This is a genomic window from Aquamicrobium soli (assembly GCF_042646345.1).
GTDB classification, from domain to species: domain Bacteria; phylum Pseudomonadota; class Alphaproteobacteria; order Rhizobiales; family Rhizobiaceae; genus Mesorhizobium; species Mesorhizobium soli_A.
The window spans coordinates 78,560-98,155 of record NZ_JBHRTK010000014.1; the positions used below are offsets into that span (position 1 = coordinate 78,560).

Sequence of the window (19,596 nt, forward strand, 5' to 3'; positions counted from 1 at the left end):
ATGGAAGTGAATCTTGCGGAGTGGTCCGGTCAGCTTAAGCTCGATCACATTCCATTCGGGCCCCTCCAGCAGGATGGAAATGCGCTTCGGTCTCATCCGACGGACAGCGCATCGCGTGACCGCGCGGTGCATGACCTAGGCAATCTTCTTCAGATCGTATCGAGTGGAATCAAGGTCGCTGAGCGCTGCATTCGGGAAGGGCGAAGCGACGACGCGATCTCGCTCCTGGCACAGGTCGACGCGTCAGTACATCGGGCCGGCGGATTCGCACGCGAGACACTGCAACGCGGCACGGCGATCGCCTCGCGGTTCACACGCGTTGAGATGGATACTTTCTTGCGTCGACTGGAAACTCCGATGCGTTTGGCTCTCGGCTCGCAGTCGACGTTGCGGGTGCGGGCCTCGGATGATCTCCCTCCATTGCATTGCGTGGAGACCGAGCTCGAGAATGCACTACTGAACCTCGTCATCAACGCGCGCCAGGCGATGCCGTTCGGGGGGCACGTCGAGGTCGAGGCCTGTCGTGTTGTCGGGGTCGCTTCGAATGCTGACGAGGCTATTGTTCTGCGATTCTCGGACACGGGTCACGGCATGTCCGAGGCCGTTGCGGCTAGGGCTTTTGAGCCCCGCTTCAGTGCGCGCGCCGGCGGGAACGGACTGGGGCTTGCCATCGTGTCGGACTTCGCGCGGGCACTGGGGGGACAGGCGTCAATCGAAAGCACGTCGACTGAAGGCACTAGCATCGCTCTGTATCTACCCTGTGGGGCCGCACAACACGGGCAGCCACCGGTCGCGTGATAGTGACGGAGGTAGAGATGTTTCTCGTGCGGCATCATCACTAGCGTGCGCGCGCGTCGAAGAGCGACTTGGGAATCTGCGCGGCGGCAGTCGAGCATGAACAACGTGGGCATGATCCATCAGATCTTCTGTAGCGCGATGTCTATCTGTTTCTGCCGCTCGTAGCCGGCGAGTGTTCGCGAGATCGCCGACGGTGCGACGTTGCCCGCGTTCGATGAGGTGGGGCGTGAAGCTCGAGATGATTGCAGGGGCGATAACTGATGGCTCCCGCTGGACAAGGGATGGAGCGTTGGCCGCGGCTCGTCTCGGCTGCGCGTACCAACTCCGCTCTTCAGCGATGGCGTCCTGGCCCGGCTCCGGGTCTTCCACGATCAACCCGCAAGGGGTCGGCTAGCAAGCTGCCGCCGCTACGGCTTCGCCTTCGCGGTGATCGCGACCGAAGGCGGTCCTTCGAGGAGCCATCGAGCGGGAATTGGCCCGCTCCGGATGGAGCCTTCGAAATGTCGCACGATCTTTCCCTTGCCCAGAACCACGCCTTCCAGCTCGCTCGCACCCTGATGGTCCCGGTGACGCTCTTCAAGTCCGGCGATGCCTACGGCGCGCTGCCCTCGAACGAGCTCGACGACAGCGACGACGTCGAGCTGATCCACGAATTTGATCCCTACGAGCGGGGCCCGGCTCATTGAGCCGGTTCCGATGGCGCTGCGCGACGCGGCGCCTCGACTGCTGCTTCCTGACGACCGCGGCTTGCGCGGCCGGGGGAAGGAAGAAGGACCCAGCCGCACCGTTGTGCCAGGGCCATCTCTCTCTCAGTGACGGCCGATGATACCGGCAGTCGTACCGCGTCAAGGACGCGCGGTCATCCCCCAATTTTCCGCCGCCACCCGCCGGGCGGCGACAAAAAATCGGCACCCCCGCGCGCCGGCTCTGCCGGTCGCTGCGCGATCCCTGACCCGGCCCTCCAACGCCCGGCGGCCTGCCTCCGTCATCGAGACGAAGGAGGTTCACATGGAAAACGTTCACGACATCTACGCAGAAATCGCCGAGCTCCGCGCTGAGCTTGCGCATTGCATCCTGACGCGGAAAGAGCGCCGCGAAACGCAGCAACGCCTCGATCAGGCGCTCACGGAAGCCGAACGCCGGGAGCGCGAGGCGGAGGGGGCTTAGCCCCCTTTTTTGTCGGCGATGGCCGGCGATGATGCTGATCGGGACCGATGCGCTTGCGTCCCTCGAGCCAGGATCACGCCTTGCGGCGTGGACCTTGTCGGGCGGGTGCCCCACCGCAGGTGCAGAGGCAATCTGCAGCGCCTGCCTTCGGCTATGACCGGCGTTTGGCGTTGGCGAGGCCGGGAAGCTCGGATCGTCGGCTTGGTTGGACTGAGGAGCGTCGACCGGCCGATCGGGTGTCTGGCAACGGCAGGCGCATGACATTCGAGCGAAGGCTGGTGATCGTGGGACCCATGCGTGGATGCGGCTGCGGTCGGCAAGCTGGACGCCGGCCTGCGGGAGAGCGAGTGCGCCGTGATGGCGCCGTCGGGCGTGATTGAGACGGCGATAGTGACGCGCATGTCGTCATTCCCAAGGCGTTTACGACAGCCACCCCCAATACGAACCCGATTGGCCTGGTCTGACCGAAGGACGAGCACGCTGCGCGTTCTCTCGATCTTGTCCCCGCAACGTCCTGCGACGACTTTTTTCCGCCGCCTTCGGCTTTGCATCGCGAGGCAAAAAAGCCGTCCCCGGCCGCCTTCCACTGCGTTTCAGCCCTTCGGGTGCGCGTCGATCGCCTCCGGCCTCACGACCGCCATCGGGTCGCGATGGGCGCGGCCCTGAAACAAGGGAATGAGACAATGGCTAACATCGGCACCTTCACCTCCAACGGCAACGGCTTCACGGGCACCATCCGCACCCTGACCCTGAACGTCAAAGCTCGGCTGGTCCGCATCGAGAACCCCTCCGACAAGGGGCCGCACTTCCGCATCTTCGCAGCGGCGAATGTCGAGCTCGGCGCCGCTTGGCAGAAGCACTCCGACCAGACGGATCGCGACTACCTCTCGGTCAAGCTCGACGATCCGAGCTTCCCGGCCCCGATCTACGCGACCCTGGTCGAAGTCGAAGGCGAGGAAGGCCTGCAGCTGATCTGGTCCCGGCCGAACCGGGACTGATCCGGGCGACAAGAGGGCCCCGCCGCAAGGCGGGGCCTTCGCCGTGCTCGTGACGCGCCGGGCGTCAGTCGCCGCTCGAACAATCGGCGTCCTGGTAACCGCGGCGCCTCTTCCTGCGCTCGAGAAGGTCGAAGGCGTTGTCAGCGGCGGCCGGTTGATCGAATGTTTCCATCATCGTCTGACCCGAGGTGCCGATGCGTCCCCAGGTCCGCACGACCGAAGCGCCCCCGAACAGCGTCGGCTGCAGCGCGAGCAAATAAAAGCGGCGCATGTTCTGCGCGGGGTCGATGCGGCGCAAATGGCGCGGGTATTGATCCGTTCTGGACATGGCGAGAGTCTCGCCTGGCCGGAGACGACCGTCCAATGGATTTCCTGAATCGATCCAGCGCGAATGATTCACCGCATCGATGGGTCGAGCATCAGCATGTATCTGGGCGAGCCGCCTGCGGCGGGCTGGCTCTACTCGCACCGCTGTGCGCCGCTCGCGAAGCCCGCAATGCGGTCTCCGCCCATGGGGGTCACGATCCATCTCGCAGCGAGATCTCGGTCGGATCGTCTTTGCTACCAATCAAGGATCCGTGCGTGCGATGCGTCGAACGGGTGGTTGCGATATGCTCATGCCATGATCGCGTGAGTTCGATGATCGGTCTTTGGGACAACATGGATCAATCGAAGGATTTCGATGTGCTGGTGTTGGCGTCGATCACGTCGGGCACGCCGCTGATCGACAGCTACGCGGAACTGCACGAGGCCGTCGAATTCATTCTCGGTCACATCATCTGGCGGCACGAATATGGTGCGTCTCGTGAGGTCGCGGCGAAACTGATTTGCGCCCGCTATCCCGACCTTCCGGCCGACACCGCTGTGACCCCCTCCGCCGTCGTTGCGGAGCTCTCCAATCGCCATGGGGCGACATTGCGCATGCCGATGGGCAATCTTCAACGCACGGCCTCGCCCCTTCAGACCCTGATGGACATTTACGTCGCACAGGGCGTGCGATGCACGCGGGCCGTCGGTGGGCGCGGATAGCCACTCTCCCGCAGCTATCGGGTTTCTTTCGATGACGAGAGAAGGCCGACGACCGCAGCGATGACAATGATGACCCCCGCCTGAACCATGACCCAGAAATCAGGGCCATACGCAGCGCACCAGAGCGCCGTCATCAAGGCAACGAGAACGCTGAAGACCAAACACTTCACTCTCGTCGAAAGACGCTTTCCCGGCGCCGATAAAAACATGTAGAGCACAATGGCGATCGCCAATAGTCCGGCGACAAGTAACGCAACTTCCATCAACAGATGTTCCTGGAATCGAAGACGAATAAATGAATACGGCATCTTATCGCAGTCGAGGCGTGCTGCGAAGATGCACGCAGTGGCGAATTATCGGTGTGCGAATAGTTGAGGTCGCAGCGGAGGGCGGCCGACTCTTTTAGAGGATGCCCCACGCGCGATAACTTCCGCGCCCCGTCGCTTCGCGCAAACCTAGCTCGGCGACGAGATCATGAGCGGCGCGCGATGTGATCCTCAGCTCTTCGGCGATCATACCGGCCGAGACGACCGGCCGTGTCAGCACATAGTCCAGCAGTGCGGGGAGCCGCGACGTGGAGCGGCGACCGTCGAGCTTGCGGGCGAGGATCGTGCGAGCGGCAAGCCAACGATCGTGACTTTTCAACCCTGCGTCGGCCGCCGCAGCGATCGCCTCCAGCTCGACGCGCAGTTGCCCTGCGGCGTCGCGCGGCCGACGCCGCTCGCGCGGAATCGCCTTCAGTCCTTCCGACAGGCACGGCAGATGCGCCCGCGCCTTGCCACGTTCGCGAAGCAGAGCCGCCGCAAGCAGGCGGCCCAACCATGGCGTATGCTGCAATGGCGCGATCTCAATCCACGCCTGCGCTGCGATCGCGGCCGCAAGCGTCGATGGGAGCGCGCGGGTGCGATCAACGATGGTGCGCCATTCCGCCAGACGCGCGTCTTCGTCCCAGTCGACGTCATAGACGAGCGGATCGCGTTCAGATGGGCGTTGTGCGGTGCTTGCTCCGGCCATGAGCACACGGTCGGAGCTGGCAATCGCCGCGTCGACGTCTGCGAAGAGTTGATCGAGAGAGACATCGGCCGCTGCGGAGCCGACCACAGCGTGCTCCTCCTCGCCATCGTCCTGGTCGAGAGAGTCCTCCCCTCCCCTATTGGCGGCCGGCTCGTGTGCAGAACGTCCTCCCCGCAAGCTCGCAAGGCCGGAGGGCGACAGTGCCCAGTCGGGCTCGGCGCCTCCGATGCGCCGTCGCATGCGTAGAACGGCGTGCGCGCGGGTCAGCTCGTGGGTCGGCGCGCGGATGTCCATGCGCGCATCGTGGAGAACAAGATCATCGAGGTGGACGAGCTCGCCTTCCAGCCACAGAGTGGCCGCCGCATCAGCGAAGTGAGTTCGTGATGCCCAGCCCTCACGGATGGGGCTCTTGGCCAGGCGCTCGTCGAGCCGTGCGAGCGCATCCTCGGCCGTGGCGAGTGGCCCGCCAATCTCCGGCCAGGGTAGCGGATCGGGGATGAGGTATCCGCTTTGCAAGACTTTGATAACCTTAACGAGGATCGGCGATACGGAGGCTATCATGGCTTTAGCTTCCGTCATAGAGGCATCGATTTGTGCGCGCTTCTAACTATCGATAACCACCCCTTATCGATAGTGTTGGACACGGAATCGCAAATCGGCGATTCTGAGCGCCCGAACCCCGAAAAATCGCGCCCGCCGGGCACCAGATCGACGAGAGGACGCCGTCACTGCCAGCCCCCTCCCCTCTTCCGGACGCCTTCGGCCGCCAGCGGCCGCCATCACTCGGTGCGCGGCACGCTCCGGTGCGGCGCGCTGGTCGCGACCTCGCCGCGGGCGATCGCCACGAAGCGGCGCTTCACCTCGGTGAACAGGCCCGGCGTCAGCGCGCCGTAGTAGCCGCTATCCGTATCGATGTTGCGCAGGTCCGGCCCCGGCCAGGTGAAGCGGTTGCTTTCGGTCAGCACGATCCAGGAGCGCTCGTCGTCGAGCCGCAGCCGGCTCTTGACCTCGGCCGGGATCTCGATCGCATCGGCCGGGTTCGCCGGCGGCGTGTGCGTGATCGGCAGGACGCGCACCACGGGGTCGCCCGCCTCCGTCGTCATGACAATCGCCAGCACCAGACAGGGGCGGTCCTTGTCGCCCTCCTCCCGGCCCTCGCGGCGCTGCCAATCCCACAGGTAGGCGTAGCGGAAGACCCAGCCGAGCCTGACCTCCGTCGGCAGCACGCCTCAGCCGGCAGTCTGGCTGGCGGAGGCTCCGACCTGGTCGGAATCCGGCGTCATCTCGGCGGCCTCGACCGCGGCGATCTCGGTGTCGCTCAAGTCGACGGTGCGTTGGACGCGGCGGTCGCGCTTCGACAGCCGGACGAAGTCCTCGTAGGCCAACAGCACGGTGCGCGGTCGGCCGTTCTTGGTGATCACCACCGGCTCGCGCACGGCGGCGTCCTGGTAGGCGCCGAAGTTCTTGGAGACCTCGGCGGCGGTCACGGTGGAAGCCATAATGGGTTCTCCTTTGTTCCGGAATATACGGAAATCCCGCTAATCCCGCAAGAGGCCCATCGATGACCCCTTCCCCCGTCCGCCTGCCGGATGCGGCCACGCTGAACGCGGTCCTGGCGCGGCTCGACCCGGCCTCGGTCGACGCAGGCCTCGTCCCCGCCCTCACCGCCGCCTTCCCGGGCTTCGACTTCAGCCTCGCCCAGGTCGACGACGACTACTGGCGCGACACCCGTTCGGTCATCCAGCCGAACGGCACGCGCATCGGCGAACTGCGGCCGTGGATGATGGCCGAGCTCGCCAAGGACGGCGGCGACGTCACGGCGACCTGGGCCCGCCTGAGAGACACCGGCCTGCAAATCACCGAGTGGCGTGGCGCCAGCGCCTTCGTCTTCGCGCCGACCGGCCCCGCCCCGGCCGACTACATCCAGATCGCGCTCGGCCGCGAGGTCGAGTGGCGCGCCGGCCCGATCGTCAATCCGGATTACCGGCCCTGGGGCGAGCAGGAATTGCTCGACCCGAGCTGGCCGCGCCTGGATCCCCTGCCCGACACGGACCGTCTTGCCGGTCCGGTCTACCGCCTGCTCGATCGCGCCGGCGGCGCCTTCGTCCACGTCCGCAGCTTCCTCGATCGCTGCGGCCGCATCGAGCGCGACAAGCGCGAGGCCAAGCGTCCCGAGATGGAGCGGCGGGTCATCCGCGAAACCGGCCCGCGCGGGACGACGCGCGAAACCCCGTTCCTGGCATTGGTGCCGGACTATTTTGAGTTTGTGCCGCGCGAGCTGCGCTTCTTCCAGGACTGGGAGGCTTCGAGCGCCCGGTCGCACCGCGTCTTCGCGCATTGGGCGCTCGACGTTCGCGACTACACCTACAAAGGCGAACGCGAAATCGGATTCATCCCGCGGCCGCTGAGGATGCCCAAGGAGCGCCTGCTGATGACGCCAGAGACCTCAGTTCACCAGCTCATGGACCGGATCGAGGCTCTCGATCGTGAAGTCGACCTGCCCTTCGGTTGGTTCTTCCTGATGACCCACGGCCACTGGGTGGAGCCCGATGTCGGTCTCGCGATCGCCGAAGGACTAAAAGCGCAGCGTGTGCGCCTGCCCGACCCCGACGCCGCCGTGCTGCTGCGCTGGGCGGAGCGATCTTACGGATTCTGAGGCGCGCCATGGACGACATCGTCAAAGGCCGATCGCTCGACGCCGAATCCCGGCGGAGCCTGGAGCTCGACACGCTTTCGGCCATCCTGCCGATGGACCGTCGCGATCGCCTCGCGCAGCTGCTCACCGACGACGACGTCGCGACACTGAAACACCTTGCGCGCGAGGGCATGGGCGAGAATAGCCTGCGGGCGCTGGCGTCCGACCTGGCGTACCTCGAGGGCTGGGCGGCCGCCGCCATCGGCGAGCCGCTGCCGTGGCCGGCGTCGGAGGCGCTCGCGCTGAAGTTCGTCGCCCACCACCTCTGGGATCCGGCGCAGCGCGAGAGCGATCCCCGGCACGGGATGCCCGTGGATGTCGCGGCTGCGCTCCGCGAGGAGGGGCTGTTGCGCAGCGACGGCCCGCATGCGCCGAGCACCGTGAAGCGGCGCCTGGCGAGCTGGGGGACACTGCACCGCTGGAAGGGGATCGAGGGACCATTCGGCTCTCCGGCCTTGCGCTCGGCCGTGCGCCTCGCGGTGCGGGCCTCGCCGCGACCGCGCCGGCGAAAGAGCAAGCGGGCCGTGACACGCGACGTCCTCGACCGGCTGGTTGCGACGTGCGCGACGGACCGACTCGCCGACACGCGCGACCTCGCGATCCTGCTGCTGGCCTTCGCCTCCGGCGGGCGGCGGCGCAGCGAGGTGGCGCGGCTGCGGATCGAGCAGCTGACCGACGAGCCGGCGGTGCCGCTCGATCCGACCGACCCGAAGTCGCCGACGCTACCGTGCGCCTCGATCCAGCTCGGCCGGACCAAGACCGGCGACGCCGACGACGAGGGCAGGGTGTTCCTGGTTGGGCCGCCGGTCGAGGCGCTGCGGGAGTGGCTCGAGCGATCCGACGTCCGCAAGGGTCCAATCTTCCGCGCGATCGACCGCTGGGAGGCGATTGAGGAGCGGGCGCTAACGCCGCAGTCGGTCAACTTGATCGTCAAGCGGCGATGCGCAATGGCCGGGCTCGACCCGAGGGACTTCACCGCCCATGGCCTTCGATCGGGGTACCTTACAGAGGCGGCGCGGCAGGGCGTGGCGCTGCCGGAGGCGATGCAGCAGTCTCAGCACCGGTCGGTGCAGCAGGCCGCGAGTTACTACAACGAGGCCGAGCGCGCGCAGGGGAGGGCGGCTCGATTGGCGTTGTAAGAAGAGCTCATTGGTGCATTCACAGCGACCGGCTCCCGCGAGTTGACCGGTGTCAACTCCGAGCCCAGGCAAGAAAAGTTGACACCGGTCAACTCGCCCACTCCTTGCTCGTGGCCCCGCTATGAAGATCGTGAGCAACTGCGCGGAGGCTCGCGACGCCGTCGGCACGCCGATGCGGCGTTAACACCTCGTTAACCCTTAATTTCTTGCCGAATGGGGAGAATCGGGCTTAAGTAGCCACGGTTTTGAGCCGTAAGAGGCCGATGAAGACGTAACTACGCGAGCAGACCGTGGACAAATCAGTGGAGCAGACACTCACAACGCCGCCCGAGCCACGTCGCCTCGCGATTCACGAACTTATCGCGGCAGACGCACGAGAGCTATCTGAAAAGCTCCAGGCTCATCGCCTCAAACTGTTCCCGCCGAAGGCTCGGAAAAAATTGCGCCCCTTCTCATCGGGCGAGGCGGCGAAACTCGTTGGCGTCAACGACGGCTATCTCCGGCAGCTCTCTCTGGAAGGGAAGGGGCCTCAGCCTGAGACGAACCCGTCGGGCCGTCGGTCCTATACCTTCGACGACATCCAGGCTCTCAGGACCTATCTCGACGAAACGGGGAAGAGCACTCGGCGGTACCGCCCTTGGCGCATCACTGGCGAACACTTGCAGGTCGTGGCCGTGGTCAACTTCAAGGGTGGCTCCGGGAAGACAACGACCGCAGCGCACCTTGCGCAGCACCTGACGCTGCAGGGATATCGCGTCCTCGCCGTTGATCTCGACCCGCAGGCTTCGCTGTCCGCCCTTCACGGATATCAGCCAGAGTTTGACATTGAAGAAAACGGGACGCTCTACGGAGCAATCCGCTACGACGACGAACGCCGAGACCTTCGGGACATCATCCGCCCGACCTACTTCTCCGGCCTCGACATCATACCCGGCAACATCGAGCTCATGGAGTTCGAGCACGAAACGCCGAAGGCGCTGACCTCGCGACAGACAGACGATCCGCTCTTTTTTTCGCGCGTCGCGCGTGCGCTCGCTTCGGTAGAGCAGAACTACGACGTCGTCGTCATCGACTGCCCGCCGCAGCTTGGGTTTCTGACTTTGTCAGCGCTCTGCGCAGCGACTGCCCTTCTCATTCCCGTTCATCCGCAGATGCTCGACGTCATGTCGATGTGTCAATTTCTCATAATGACGTCTGATCTGATGTCTGTCGTTGCCAAGGCTGGCGGAAATACCGACTACGATTGGATGCGATATCTTGTAACCCGCTATGAACCCAGCGACGGACCGCAAACCCAGATGGTTAGCTTCATGCGCTCGCTGTTTGCTGATCGCGTGCTTACCCACATGGTGCTGAAGAGCACCGCAATCTCCGACGCCGGAATCACCAAGCAAACATTGTACGAGGTAGAGCGACAGCAGTTCACGCGCGCGACCTACGACCGCGCAATCGAATCCCTCGACAGCGTGAACGGCGAGATCGAGTCCCTGATCAGCGCTGCTTGGCGGAGGACCTGATGGGACGAAAGAACCTCCTCGCTGATCTTATTGAAGGCAGCAGCACGGACCAGCCGGCCGCCTCTAATCCTGCGCCCGCGGAGAGAGGAGCGATGCCAACTCTCGGCTCGCGCGGCGCCGTCGGCGCAATGAGCCGATCCCTCGAACAGCTTTCGGCCGAGCGCGACGCGGCCAAGGCTCTCTCCGCGCGCCTGGCGAATGGTGAAGCGGTACTTGAGATAGATACAAATCTTATCGACGACTCCATCGTCCCAGATCGCATGGAGGGCTCGGACGCAGGCTTCACGGCGTTCAAGGAGTCAATCAGGGAGAAAGGCCAGCTTGTTCCTGCGTTGCTGCGGCCGCACCCGGCACACCAGGACCGCTACCAGATCGCGTACGGCCATCGGCGCGTCCGCGCTTTGCGCGAACTTGGCCGCCCGGTCCGCGCGGTCGTTCAAAATCTCAGCGACGATGATCTCGTCATCGCCCAAGGGAAGGAAAACGGCGAGCGCGAGGATCTCTCGTTCATCGAGCGCGCTCGCTACGCGACGCTGCTCGAGGACCGTAACTTCAAACGCGACACCATCATGGCGGCTCTATCTGTCGACAAGACGGAGCTCTCACGGCTGATTTCAATCTATCGCGCCGTGCCCGCGAAGTTGAGCGATGCAATCGGGCCCGCGCCGAAGGTTGGTCGCCGCCGGTGGATGGAGCTCGTCGATCGCCTCGGCGAAAAAAAGCCTGCTGGTAAACTTGAAGGGTTGCTGTCCAGCCAGCCCTTCGTCGCAGCGAACACGGACGATCGATTTGCGATGGTTCTTTCGGCCGTCACCGTGCGTCCCGTGAAGGCAACCAAAGCCACCACCTGGACCGCAGCTGACGGAAAAAAGATCGCAAAGGTCGAGCGCGCGGGCGATCGATTTATTTTGGCGCTCGACGAGAAAGTCGCGCCGGCGTTCGGCGACTTCGTCTTGGACAAGCTCCCCGAGCTCTACGACGCATTCCGTCACACGAAGGAGGGGACATGACTTCCCCGCTCCGAAATTGCGACTGCTACCGGCCAGTTTCTGTCTGGAGGCACCGCGATGCGTGAATCGCGTACACAACAATCACGAAAGGAACCGTAGGCAAAAGAAAAAGGCCCCCGAAACGTCGCCGTCCCGGAAGCCTCTGTCTTAGTTTGGCGACTGATAGAGAATCACTTCCGCGAATCGCAGTCAAGTCTCTCGTGAGAGACGGCGCCGTTTCGGCGAGCAGATTTCCTTTGCCCGCATGAGGGCAAGACATGGAACCACACACACCGACGACGCCCTTCGGGCGGCGATCGCTGACGCTCGCCCACGTGGCAACGCAGATCGCCGCAGCCTCGCGGCCGCCCGAGAAGGTCGTACACAAGTGGAAGATCTTCCAGGCGATCTGCCGGGCAAGACCGAGCCTTGGCGTGACCGAGCGCGCGCTCTCAGTCTTGAACGCGCTTCTCACGTTCCATCCCGAGACCGCGTTGACGGGCGAGGACGACCTCGTCGTCTTCCCGTCGAACCAACTCCTGTCGCTCCGCGCGCACGGCATGCCGGCGTCGACGCTGCGGCGCCATCTCGCCGTCCTGGTCGACGCTGGACTGATCGTCCGCCGCGACAGCCCCAACGGCAAGCGATACGCGCGCAAGGGCGCATCGGGCGAAATCGAGCTGGCGTTCGGCTTCGACCTCTCGCCGCTCGTCGTCCGCTCCGAGGAGTTCGAGAGCATGGCAGCGGCCGTTGAGGCCGAAGCGCGCGCGATCAAGCTCGCACGCGAGCGCATCACGCTGTGCCGGCGCGACATCGCCAAGATGATCGCTACGGGCATCGAGGAAGGCGTTCCAACGCGCAGGGGAGGGCAGGGGCCAGCGGACTGGGCCGAGGTACACGCAGGCTTCCGCTCGATCGTCGAGGGGATTCCGCGAACGGCGACCCGCGTACAGCTCGAGGCGGCGGCCGAGGAACTCTCGCAACTCGCCGATGACGTCCTCAACTTGCTGGAAAACCACGTCAAAGCACAAGATATGAGCGCCAATGAGTCCCGAAGTGAGCGCCATATACAGAATTCAAATCCAGACCCCCTAATTGATCTTGAACCTGGCTTTCGAGGAAGCCGGGCGGCGAGGGCGGTGCCAGAACCTGAAACGCCGAGGGTTGCCGAGACGGCCTATCCGCTTGGGTTGGTGATGAAGGCGTGCCCCGACATCGCCGACTACGCCAAGGGCGGGATTGCGAGCTGGCGGGACCTGCTGGCGACGGCGGCCGTGGTGCGGTCGATGCTCGGAATCAGCCCCAGCGCCTGGGAGGAGGCGCAAGCCGTGATGGGCGAAATGCAGGCCGCCGTGGTTGTGGCGTGCATCCTCCAGCGCGGCGCGGCTATCCGATCGGCCGGGGGCTATTTGCGCGGCCTGACGGAGAAGGCGAGGGCCGGGGAGTTCTCGCTCGGACCCATCCTGATGTCGCAGGTCAACGCGCAACTGCGCACCAAGCGGTCGGCGTGACGGCCGTGGCGGTCTTGGGGAAGGAGCGCGCCCGGCGCCGGCGGGCCGGTTCGAGGTTCGCGGCGGCGAGGCTGGACTGCCGCGGACCGGGTTCGGGTTCTGCCCGCGCCGTTTGCGCCGCGGTCCTGCCATTCGGCCAAGGCGCACCGCGGTCGGTTGCAGGCGCTCGGTCCGCTCGGTGTGCCGTCATTTGCTGGGATCGACCCGAAATCCAGCGCGGCGTCTTCTCATTGCTGCACGGTCCTCGGTGAATTCGCGTCGACAACGCGGATCCTTGCCGCCGAATTTTGGCCCAGCGTGGGGCGATGGCGGCACGGCGACGGCTGCTCGCCTCTCCCGTCTGTCAGGCGAAATGAGAAATTGACCCCCGAACGAAACGAAGAACTGACCCCTCGTTATTGAGAGGATCAGTAGATGAGCGATGAATTTCCGTCGAACCTCGCATTGTCAAAAACAGTGCGAGTTGAGGAGATGCGGTCGGGGGAAGAAGTTTCAGCAATGGTTCGACTGCATGAGGTCGGCTGGGGATCGAAACGAATTGCGCAGGAATTTGGCTGTGCGCGCAATACTGTTCGCCGCTATCTTCGCGAAGGCGGCGTGGTGCCGTATCGCCAGCCTGCGCGTCGGACGGCATTTGATGGTCTGGATGACTGGCTTCGGGAGCGGTTTTTCCGCCACGACGGGAACGCGGACGTCATTCGCCAAGAGTTAAAGAGCGAGCATGGCATCATCATCGGGCTGCGTTCGGTCGAGCTTCGGGTTCGACAATGGCGGCGCGAGTTGAAAGCGCAGAAGCGGGCGACGGTGCGCTTTGAGACGGTGCCTGGGCATCAGATGCAGATCGACTTCGGCGACACAAAGGTCTGGATCGGCGGCGAGCGGGTTCGAATCCATGTGTTCGTCGCCACGCTCGGCTATTCGCGCCGGATGCATATCCGAGCTTCGCAGAGGCAGCGCCAGGCGGACTGGTTCGAAGGGATGGAAGGCGCTTTCCTGCGGTTCGGAGGCGTTCCCGTGGAAGTCCTGATCGATAACGCGAAGGCGCTGGTCGAACACCATGACGCGGTGACGCGCGAGGTGAGATTCAACACGCGGCTGCATGCCTTCGCCCGATATTGGGGCTTCACGCCGCGTGCCTGTGCTCCCTATCGGGCACGCACGAAAGGAAAGGACGAACGCGGAGTCGGCTACGTCAAGAAGAACGCGATCGCCGGACGCCGGTTTGAAAGCTGGGCGGCATTCGAGGCGCATCTGGACCGGTGGACGCGCGAGGTCGCTGACCAGCGTGAACACGGCACCACCGGTGTCGCGCCGGCGGAGCGCTTTGCCGCTGAAGCCAGGGCGCTTCGCCCCTTGGCTGGGCGTGCCCCCTTCGGTCAGTTACGGGATCTGGTCCGCAAGGTCCAGGCCGACTGCGCGATCGATCTCGACACGAACAGCTACTCGGTGCCCTGGCGCCTGATCGGGGAGAGCGTTCAGGTCGTGGTGTTGGGCGGCCGGGTGATCATGCGCCATGCCGGCCAGGTGGTGGCTGACCATGCCTTGTGCCGAGGGCGACGACAAAGGATCGTGGACCGTGCTCATTTTGTCGGCGTAGCCGGCTTCGAAGGGCCGGTCCGTGCCGAGCGCATCGAGATCGCGCCTGCCGCCCTGTTGCGGCCGCTTGCCGAATACGAGGCTGTTGTCGGAGGGGGCTGGTGATGACGACCGTCGATCATGACATGCTCATCGCAACCCTCGATCGGCTGAAGCTGACCGCGATCCGTGACCAGCTCGATACGTTGCTGGATGAGGCGGCCCGTTCGAAGATGAACTTGCGCGAGGCTCTGACCTTCCTGGTGTCGCGCGAGATCGCCCGGCGTGACGAGCGGCGTATCTCCATGTCGAGCAAGATCGCACAGTTCCCCTTCGTGCGGGAGTTGGACGGCTTCGATTACGAGGCGCAACCCTCGCTGGATCAGGAGCAGATCAGGGAACTGGCGACCTGCCGCTGGATTGCGCACGGCGATACGGTTTTGTTCCTCGGGCCGCCCGGAACGGGCAAAACGCACCTGGCAGTCAGCCTTGGCCGCGAAGCAATCCGCCAGAATTACAACGTCCAGTTCATCACGGCGGCCACATTGGTGGCGACGCTGGCCAAGGCTCATAGCGACGGTCTGCTCGACAAGCAGTTGACGCTCCTGTCGCGGCCGAAGCTGCTGATCATCGACGAACTGGGCTATCTGCCCTTCGAGGCCAATGCCGCTCACCTGTTCTTCCAGTTGGTGTCGCGGCGCTATGAGAAGGGATCCATCCTGATCACCTCCAACCGCTCGGTGGGCGAATGGGGAAGTGTTTTTGGAGACCCCGTTGTTGCCACGGCGATCCTGGATCGCCTCCTTCACCATTCCACGGTGATCACCATTCGCGGCGACAGCTATCGCCTCCGCGAAAAGCGCCGGTCCGGCCTTCTGCAGAAGACCGGACCGGCGCTCGAGACCAACGAAACAGCAAACCAATGAAGGGGGTCAGTTCTTCACTTCGCCTAAGGGGTCAAATCCTCGATTCGCTTGACACCGTCGGGCAGCGCTCCCGGTTGCATGGCTGGATTCCTATGGCCGTCGTCGGCACGGCGGCCCCTGCGCCCGAGAATTTTCCCCTGCTGCCACCCGCAAGCGGGGCCCGACAGCATTCCTCGCGCACGCGCCTGCGGCGCCAAAATTCACGGGCTGACGGGGCGCAGCGCTGCGCTCGCCCTCCGCCCGCGTCTCGCGGGCTCCGGCTCTGTGCCGCCTTCCCGGCCATGACGGATCGCCATCGCAACGGGGCGCAGCCCCACAAGATGGAGAGAGACTATGCGCAACATCGCCGAATTCACCCTCATCGGCCGCGTCGGGACCATCAAGCAAGTCGGCAAGACGGTCCGCGTCACGGTCTGCGCCAACTACCCCTTCAAGGACAAGGGCGGCGAGTGGAAGGACGACCAGCACTGGAACGAGGTGACGATCTTCACCAAGTCGATCCAGGACTACGTGAACGAGCACGTCAGCAAGGGCGACCTGGTGCACGTGCGCGGCCGGGTCCGCCAGAACAGCTACGAGCGCGACGGCCAGCGGATCTACACCGTCGACCTGATCGGCATCGAGTTTGGCCGCCTCGCCCAGGCCGCGGAGCGTTCGGCCGCCTAGGCCGGAGACGAGGAGGCGCAAGCCTCCCCGTCTCCGCTCGACGCCTCGAGCGTCAGGACGGCAGCTTTCGGGACCGCGTCTGTCGCGCCAGCGCGCGGTCGGCGCGGTTCTTCTTGGTGATCGCCGACATCAGCTCGTCGTAGTTCACGCCGCTCTTCTTCAGGGCGCGCCGCGCGTCGGCGACGTCGAAGCCCAACAATTCGAACACGCTCATGTTGAGGCTCGTCGCGATGCGCTCGATCGTGCGGATGGTCGGATTCCCGATGCCGCGCACCATCGTGTAGTAGGTGTGGCGGGCGAGCCCGGTCTTGGCGAGGAACGCCTCGGCGCCGCCGTTCTCGATCTCGAGTTGCTGCATCCGAATCGCCAGCATCTCGTTCAGGACCGAGTGATCGAGGGACTGGGGTTTTCGGACGGGCGACATCTCGGCCGGCTCTGCTAGGCGTTGGGCACGCGCCAGCATCAACACACCTCCGTGTCAAAGTCTAGAATATTGGACATTGGCCAAGCGAATTTCTTGTTGAGGCGACTCGACTTAGCGCGCGCCGACGCTGAATCGACGCGTGCTTTGGCCTGCCCTGCCCAGGAATGCGATCGGCTCGACGCCGGCGCGCTCGGCGATCAGCTCGATGTAGTCGAGGCTCGGGTTCGCCGCCTCGGTCATCAGGTGGAAGTAGCTTGAGCGAGGAATGCCGAGACGCTCCGCGAACGCGCAACGCGTCAGGCCCATCTCCTTGCGCAAGCGCTCGAGCGCATCCTGGAAGGCGACGAGCAGCGTGTTGCCGCGGGCCGCGTGGGCGGCCTTGCGGCCGGAGACCTTCGTATTCATGGAGCCGCTCGCGTCCCTCGCTGATCCGACGCCGGCTCTTCCCGTGTGTTTAACTCACACGTTGGATGGCCGTCTAACATTCAATATAATAGACGGATTCGATTCAACAACAGGAGCGCGCTCGGACAAAGAAAAACCCGGCAAAGCCGGGTCTCTCAAGAGGGTCAGCGGGCTGGCGACGCCAATCGCCAGCGGTGCCTCGTAAACGCGACAGCATCCTAGCCCGCGCCACCCGACAGATCAAGAGACTCGCGCGTTTTCACGCCACGGTCTTTGTTTGCCAAGCGCTCTCGCGAAGAGAGGACGCGAATGCAGATGCCTGGCCTCAATCCAACCGCCCCCTTCGGGCCGCGGCCGCTGTCCGCGACCGCATTGCGCATGCAGCGAGACGTGCGGCGCGCGCCAGACGGCAAGGCGGCGCACAAGTGGAAGACGTTCCGCCACGTCTGCGAGGCGAGGGCCGAGCTCCGGCTCTCCGACCGGTCGCTCACGGTGCTCAACGCGCTGCTGAGCTTCCACCCCGAGACGGTTCTCACGCTCGGGTCGGACGACCTCGTCGTCTTCCCCTCGAACCGGGAGCTCTCGGTGCGGTCGCACGGCATACCCGCCTCGACGCTCCGCAGGCACATCGCTGCCCTGGTGGACGCAGGCCTCATCCTTCGACGCGACAGCCCCAACGGAAAGCGGTACGCCAGGCGCGCACCAGCCGGCGGCATCGAGCAGGCGTTCGGGTTCGACCTCAGCCCGCTCGTGGCGAGCGCCGACGAGCTCGCCGATCGCGCCGCCCGCATCATCGAAGAACGGCGCGCCCTGGACGCGCTGCGCGAGCAGATCACGCTCGCCCGACGCGACATCGCCAAGATGCTCTCGTACGGCATCGAGCAGAACGTCGACGCCGACCTTCCGGCGCTTCACCGCGAGTACACAGAACTGCTCGCCGGCCGGCCGCGGGCCGCTGGCCGAGAGACGCTGGAGCCGCTTGCTGCCGCACTAACCGAACTGTCGAGGCGGATCCTCTGCATCCTGGAAAGCCATGTGGGCGACGAGACGGATCGCGACACAACAATCGACGCAGAGCGGCCGGCGGCTGAAGGGCGCGCCCGCAACGACGAAGCTCAACACACCGGACCCCAAGACAAGGCGTGGTCGCCGGTGCCCGTCCGGCTCCTCGCCGAGACATGCCCCGACTTCGTCGACTACGCGCGCGACGGCCTGCGCACGGCGCGCGACGTCACCGACACCGCCGCGATCGTGCGCCCCCTGCTCGGCGTCAGCCCGAGCGCCTGGGAGGAAACCTGCGCTGCGATGGGGCCCGGCCCGGCGAGCGTCACGCTCGCCCTCATCCTGCAACGCGGCAGCGCCATCAGGAACCCCGGCGGCTACCTGAGGACATTGGCGCGACGCGCCTCGGCCGGCCAGTTCTCGGTCTGGCCGATGCTGATGGCGCTCGGCGCCTCGCAACGTCGAAAAGACGTCCCCGCCGCACGAAAGCTATCGTCCCCTTCCTTCCCGGACGAAAGCGCGTAGGGGTCTTTGTCCCCACGCGGTCGCTTTCCTTGCGCCGGCGGCTACGGTTCGTCGACAGGAGGCAACCGCCCGAGCCGTTTGAGGAGGTCGTGGATGGCGCGGTCGACGATGCGCAAAGGCTGCGTGCGCTCCTCGGCGGCGAGCTGGCGAAGCGCGAGGTCAACCGCGTCGGGCAAGCGCAGCGCGTAGGGCCGCGACGACGCACGCTCGCCGTATGACTCGAACGGATTGCGATTGCGGTCGCGCGGCGGCCGAGCGGCTTTCTTCGGCTGGCCGGGCTCGCCCGTCTCCGGCGACGGTCTCCTTTGCGCGGGCGGCGCCGAAGCGACTGGGTCGTCGTATGACGGCGTGACGATCACTGGCTGGAGCACGGTCTTTTGGGCGGGCGCGGCCCCGACGCGCTGCGCGCGAAACGCGTCGCGGGGCAGGGGAGGCCGGTCCGGCTTCTCGCTCGGCGCGCTGTCGTTCATGCGGTGGCCTCATCGGTCGTCGTGCCCTGGCTCGCGGCAAGCAGCTCGCGCACGACCTGGTCGGCGTTGTAGCGCGCCTTGCGCACGGACTCGTCCTTGTCACTCATCTGGTAGAGCGTCCCGGATCCGCTGGTCATCGTGCGGAAGGTCACGCGGCGGTAGAGGGCCGTCGCGCAAACTGGGACGTGCTCCGAATCGAGGTAGGCGACGACCTCGCGCAGCGGGCGCGTGTTGCGGTCGAGGCTGTCGTACTCGTTGAACAGAACGCGGTGCTGGCTCATCGGCAGCTGCGCGGCGGCGGCATGCTGCTCGAGGTTGCGGATCGTCCGCACGACCTGCGACGCGTCGAATGTGTGGACCTTGCAGGGCAGCACGACGAGGTCGGCGCGCAACGCAGACTGGACGAGGACCTCGCCGTAGTATCCGGGCGTGTCGATGACGACAACGTCGTAACCGGCGAGCCGCTCGACCGCCTGCGCCAACGCCGCCTCATCGGGCGCGCGGATGAGGTCGACACCCTGAGGGCTCAGCCCGCGCGCGACAGATGACGCGTGCCACTGGTAGGAGGACCCCTGCGGGTCGGCGTCGACGATCGCGGCGGAGTAGCCGTGCTTGGCGAACTCGCCGGCGAGGATGATCGCGACCGTGGTCTTGCCACTGCCGCCCTTCGGGTTAGCGACGGCGAAGACGCTTGGCACGCCCACCTCCTGCTCCTCGTGGAATCGATCCGCTAACATACAATATAA

23 protein-coding genes are annotated in these 19,596 nt (G+C 65.1%); 14 read left to right on the forward strand and 9 right to left on the reverse strand.

Annotated elements, in window-relative coordinates; translation table 11 throughout:
* From ACFOHJ_RS15215 to ACFOHJ_RS15230, 4 genes are all read left to right on the forward strand, one after another.
* Positions 1-798 (forward strand): sensor histidine kinase, encoded by a 798-nt coding sequence (locus ACFOHJ_RS15215; protein WP_349016041.1) that lies wholly within the window; start codon positions 1-3, stop codon positions 796-798.
* 500 nt (positions 799-1,298) lie between these two features.
* On the forward strand, positions 1,299-1,484 hold the full coding sequence (locus tag ACFOHJ_RS15220; RefSeq protein WP_378221893.1) for a hypothetical protein: 186 nt from the start codon (positions 1,299-1,301) through the stop codon (positions 1,482-1,484).
* A gap of 322 nt (positions 1,485-1,806) precedes the next feature.
* A complete protein-coding gene (locus tag ACFOHJ_RS15225) occupies positions 1,807-1,965 on the forward strand; it encodes a hypothetical protein (protein WP_244451435.1) in 159 nt (52 codons plus the stop codon).
* A gap of 683 nt (positions 1,966-2,648) precedes the next feature.
* The gene (locus tag ACFOHJ_RS15230) at positions 2,649-2,963 is read left to right on the forward strand and encodes a DUF736 domain-containing protein (RefSeq protein ID WP_349016039.1); all 315 of its coding nucleotides are present in this window, start codon (positions 2,649-2,651) and stop codon (positions 2,961-2,963) included.
* Between the two features lie 64 nt (positions 2,964-3,027).
* Here the strand turns inward: ACFOHJ_RS15230 and ACFOHJ_RS15235 are convergent, their stop codons facing one another.
* On the reverse strand, positions 3,028-3,291 hold the full coding sequence (locus ACFOHJ_RS15235; RefSeq protein ID WP_244451437.1) for a WGR domain-containing protein: 264 nt from the start codon (positions 3,289-3,291) through the stop codon (positions 3,028-3,030).
* A 35-nt stretch (positions 3,292-3,326) separates the two neighbouring features.
* On the opposite strand from ACFOHJ_RS15235, the gene ACFOHJ_RS15240 reads away from it, so the two are divergent.
* Complete coding sequence (locus tag ACFOHJ_RS15240; protein ID WP_378221895.1) at positions 3,327-3,992, forward strand: hypothetical protein; 666 nt, start codon at positions 3,327-3,329, stop codon at positions 3,990-3,992.
* A gap of 14 nt (positions 3,993-4,006) precedes the next feature.
* Here the strand turns inward: ACFOHJ_RS15240 and ACFOHJ_RS15245 are convergent, their stop codons facing one another.
* The 4 genes from ACFOHJ_RS15245 to ACFOHJ_RS15260 all read right to left on the reverse strand — a co-directional run bounded on the left by ACFOHJ_RS15245 (position 4,007) and on the right by ACFOHJ_RS15260 (position 6,505).
* Positions 4,007-4,258 (reverse strand): hypothetical protein, encoded by a 252-nt coding sequence (locus ACFOHJ_RS15245; RefSeq protein WP_378221896.1) that lies wholly within the window; start codon positions 4,256-4,258, stop codon positions 4,007-4,009.
* A 136-nt stretch (positions 4,259-4,394) separates the two neighbouring features.
* On the reverse strand, positions 4,395-5,567 hold the full coding sequence (locus tag ACFOHJ_RS15250; protein WP_378221898.1) for an RHE_PE00001 family protein: 1,173 nt from the start codon (positions 5,565-5,567) through the stop codon (positions 4,395-4,397).
* A 218-nt stretch (positions 5,568-5,785) separates the two neighbouring features.
* Positions 5,786-6,232, reverse strand: a complete 447-nt coding sequence (locus tag ACFOHJ_RS15255; protein ID WP_378221900.1) for a plasmid maintenance toxin (PemK-like) — start codon at positions 6,230-6,232, stop codon at positions 5,786-5,788.
* 3 nt (positions 6,233-6,235) lie between these two features.
* On the reverse strand, positions 6,236-6,505 hold the full coding sequence (locus ACFOHJ_RS15260) for a type II toxin-antitoxin system Phd/YefM family antitoxin (protein WP_378221902.1): 270 nt from the start codon (positions 6,503-6,505) through the stop codon (positions 6,236-6,238).
* Between the two features lie 62 nt (positions 6,506-6,567).
* Here ACFOHJ_RS15260 and ACFOHJ_RS15265 point away from each other — a divergent pair, with 62 nt between their 5' ends.
* The 8 genes from ACFOHJ_RS15265 (at position 6,568) to ACFOHJ_RS15300 (ending at position 16,024) form a co-directional block, all read left to right on the forward strand.
* The gene (locus ACFOHJ_RS15265; protein ID WP_378221903.1) at positions 6,568-7,662 is read left to right on the forward strand and encodes a hypothetical protein; all 1,095 of its coding nucleotides are present in this window, start codon (positions 6,568-6,570) and stop codon (positions 7,660-7,662) included.
* Between the two features lie 8 nt (positions 7,663-7,670).
* Positions 7,671-8,840 carry a site-specific integrase gene (locus tag ACFOHJ_RS15270; RefSeq protein ID WP_378221905.1) on the forward strand — a complete coding sequence of 390 codons (1,170 nt, stop codon included), beginning with the start codon at positions 7,671-7,673 and terminating at the stop codon, positions 8,838-8,840.
* A gap of 302 nt (positions 8,841-9,142) precedes the next feature.
* Positions 9,143-10,357 carry a plasmid partitioning protein RepA gene (repA, locus tag ACFOHJ_RS15275; RefSeq protein ID WP_378221907.1) on the forward strand — a complete coding sequence of 405 codons (1,215 nt, stop codon included), beginning with the start codon at positions 9,143-9,145 and terminating at the stop codon, positions 10,355-10,357.
* The gene (gene repB, locus ACFOHJ_RS15280) at positions 10,357-11,367 is read left to right on the forward strand and encodes a plasmid partitioning protein RepB (RefSeq protein ID WP_378221909.1); all 1,011 of its coding nucleotides are present in this window, start codon (positions 10,357-10,359) and stop codon (positions 11,365-11,367) included. Before repA ends, repB begins: the two co-directional genes overlap by 1 nt.
* Before the next feature lie 257 nt (positions 11,368-11,624).
* A complete protein-coding gene (gene repC / locus ACFOHJ_RS15285; protein WP_378221910.1) occupies positions 11,625-12,857 on the forward strand; it encodes a plasmid replication protein RepC in 1,233 nt (410 codons plus the stop codon).
* Between the two features lie 414 nt (positions 12,858-13,271).
* Positions 13,272-14,558, forward strand: coding sequence for an IS21 family transposase (istA, locus tag ACFOHJ_RS15290; RefSeq protein WP_378221912.1), 1,287 nt, complete (start codon positions 13,272-13,274; stop codon positions 14,556-14,558).
* Positions 14,558-15,358 (forward strand): IS21-like element helper ATPase IstB, encoded by an 801-nt coding sequence (gene istB / locus ACFOHJ_RS15295; RefSeq protein WP_378221975.1) that lies wholly within the window; start codon positions 14,558-14,560, stop codon positions 15,356-15,358. Before istA ends, istB begins: the two co-directional genes overlap by 1 nt.
* Before the next feature lie 333 nt (positions 15,359-15,691).
* On the forward strand, positions 15,692-16,024 hold the full coding sequence (locus ACFOHJ_RS15300; protein WP_378221914.1) for a single-stranded DNA-binding protein: 333 nt from the start codon (positions 15,692-15,694) through the stop codon (positions 16,022-16,024).
* 52 nt (positions 16,025-16,076) lie between these two features.
* Here the strand turns inward: ACFOHJ_RS15300 and ACFOHJ_RS15305 are convergent, their stop codons facing one another.
* Positions 16,077-16,487 carry an XRE family transcriptional regulator gene (locus tag ACFOHJ_RS15305; RefSeq protein ID WP_378221915.1) on the reverse strand — a complete coding sequence of 137 codons (411 nt, stop codon included), beginning with the start codon at positions 16,485-16,487 and terminating at the stop codon, positions 16,077-16,079.
* Between the two features lie 72 nt (positions 16,488-16,559).
* A complete protein-coding gene (locus tag ACFOHJ_RS15310; RefSeq protein ID WP_089172944.1) occupies positions 16,560-16,853 on the reverse strand; it encodes a helix-turn-helix domain-containing protein in 294 nt (97 codons plus the stop codon).
* 309 nt (positions 16,854-17,162) lie between these two features.
* Between ACFOHJ_RS15310 and repC (ACFOHJ_RS15315) the strand changes: the two genes are divergently transcribed.
* Complete coding sequence (repC, locus tag ACFOHJ_RS15315; RefSeq protein ID WP_378221917.1) at positions 17,163-18,380, forward strand: plasmid replication protein RepC; 1,218 nt, start codon at positions 17,163-17,165, stop codon at positions 18,378-18,380.
* A 41-nt stretch (positions 18,381-18,421) separates the two neighbouring features.
* On the opposite strand, the gene ACFOHJ_RS15320 is transcribed toward repC (ACFOHJ_RS15315), so the two are convergent.
* Together ACFOHJ_RS15320 and ACFOHJ_RS15325 are read right to left on the reverse strand one after the other, a co-directional pair.
* Positions 18,422-18,850 carry a hypothetical protein gene (locus ACFOHJ_RS15320; RefSeq protein WP_378221918.1) on the reverse strand — a complete coding sequence of 143 codons (429 nt, stop codon included), beginning with the start codon at positions 18,848-18,850 and terminating at the stop codon, positions 18,422-18,424.
* Complete coding sequence (locus ACFOHJ_RS15325) at positions 18,847-19,548, reverse strand: nucleotide-binding protein (protein ID WP_378221977.1); 702 nt, start codon at positions 19,546-19,548, stop codon at positions 18,847-18,849. Before ACFOHJ_RS15325 ends, ACFOHJ_RS15320 begins: the two co-directional genes overlap by 4 nt.
* Positions 19,549-19,596 lie beyond the last annotated feature (48 nt).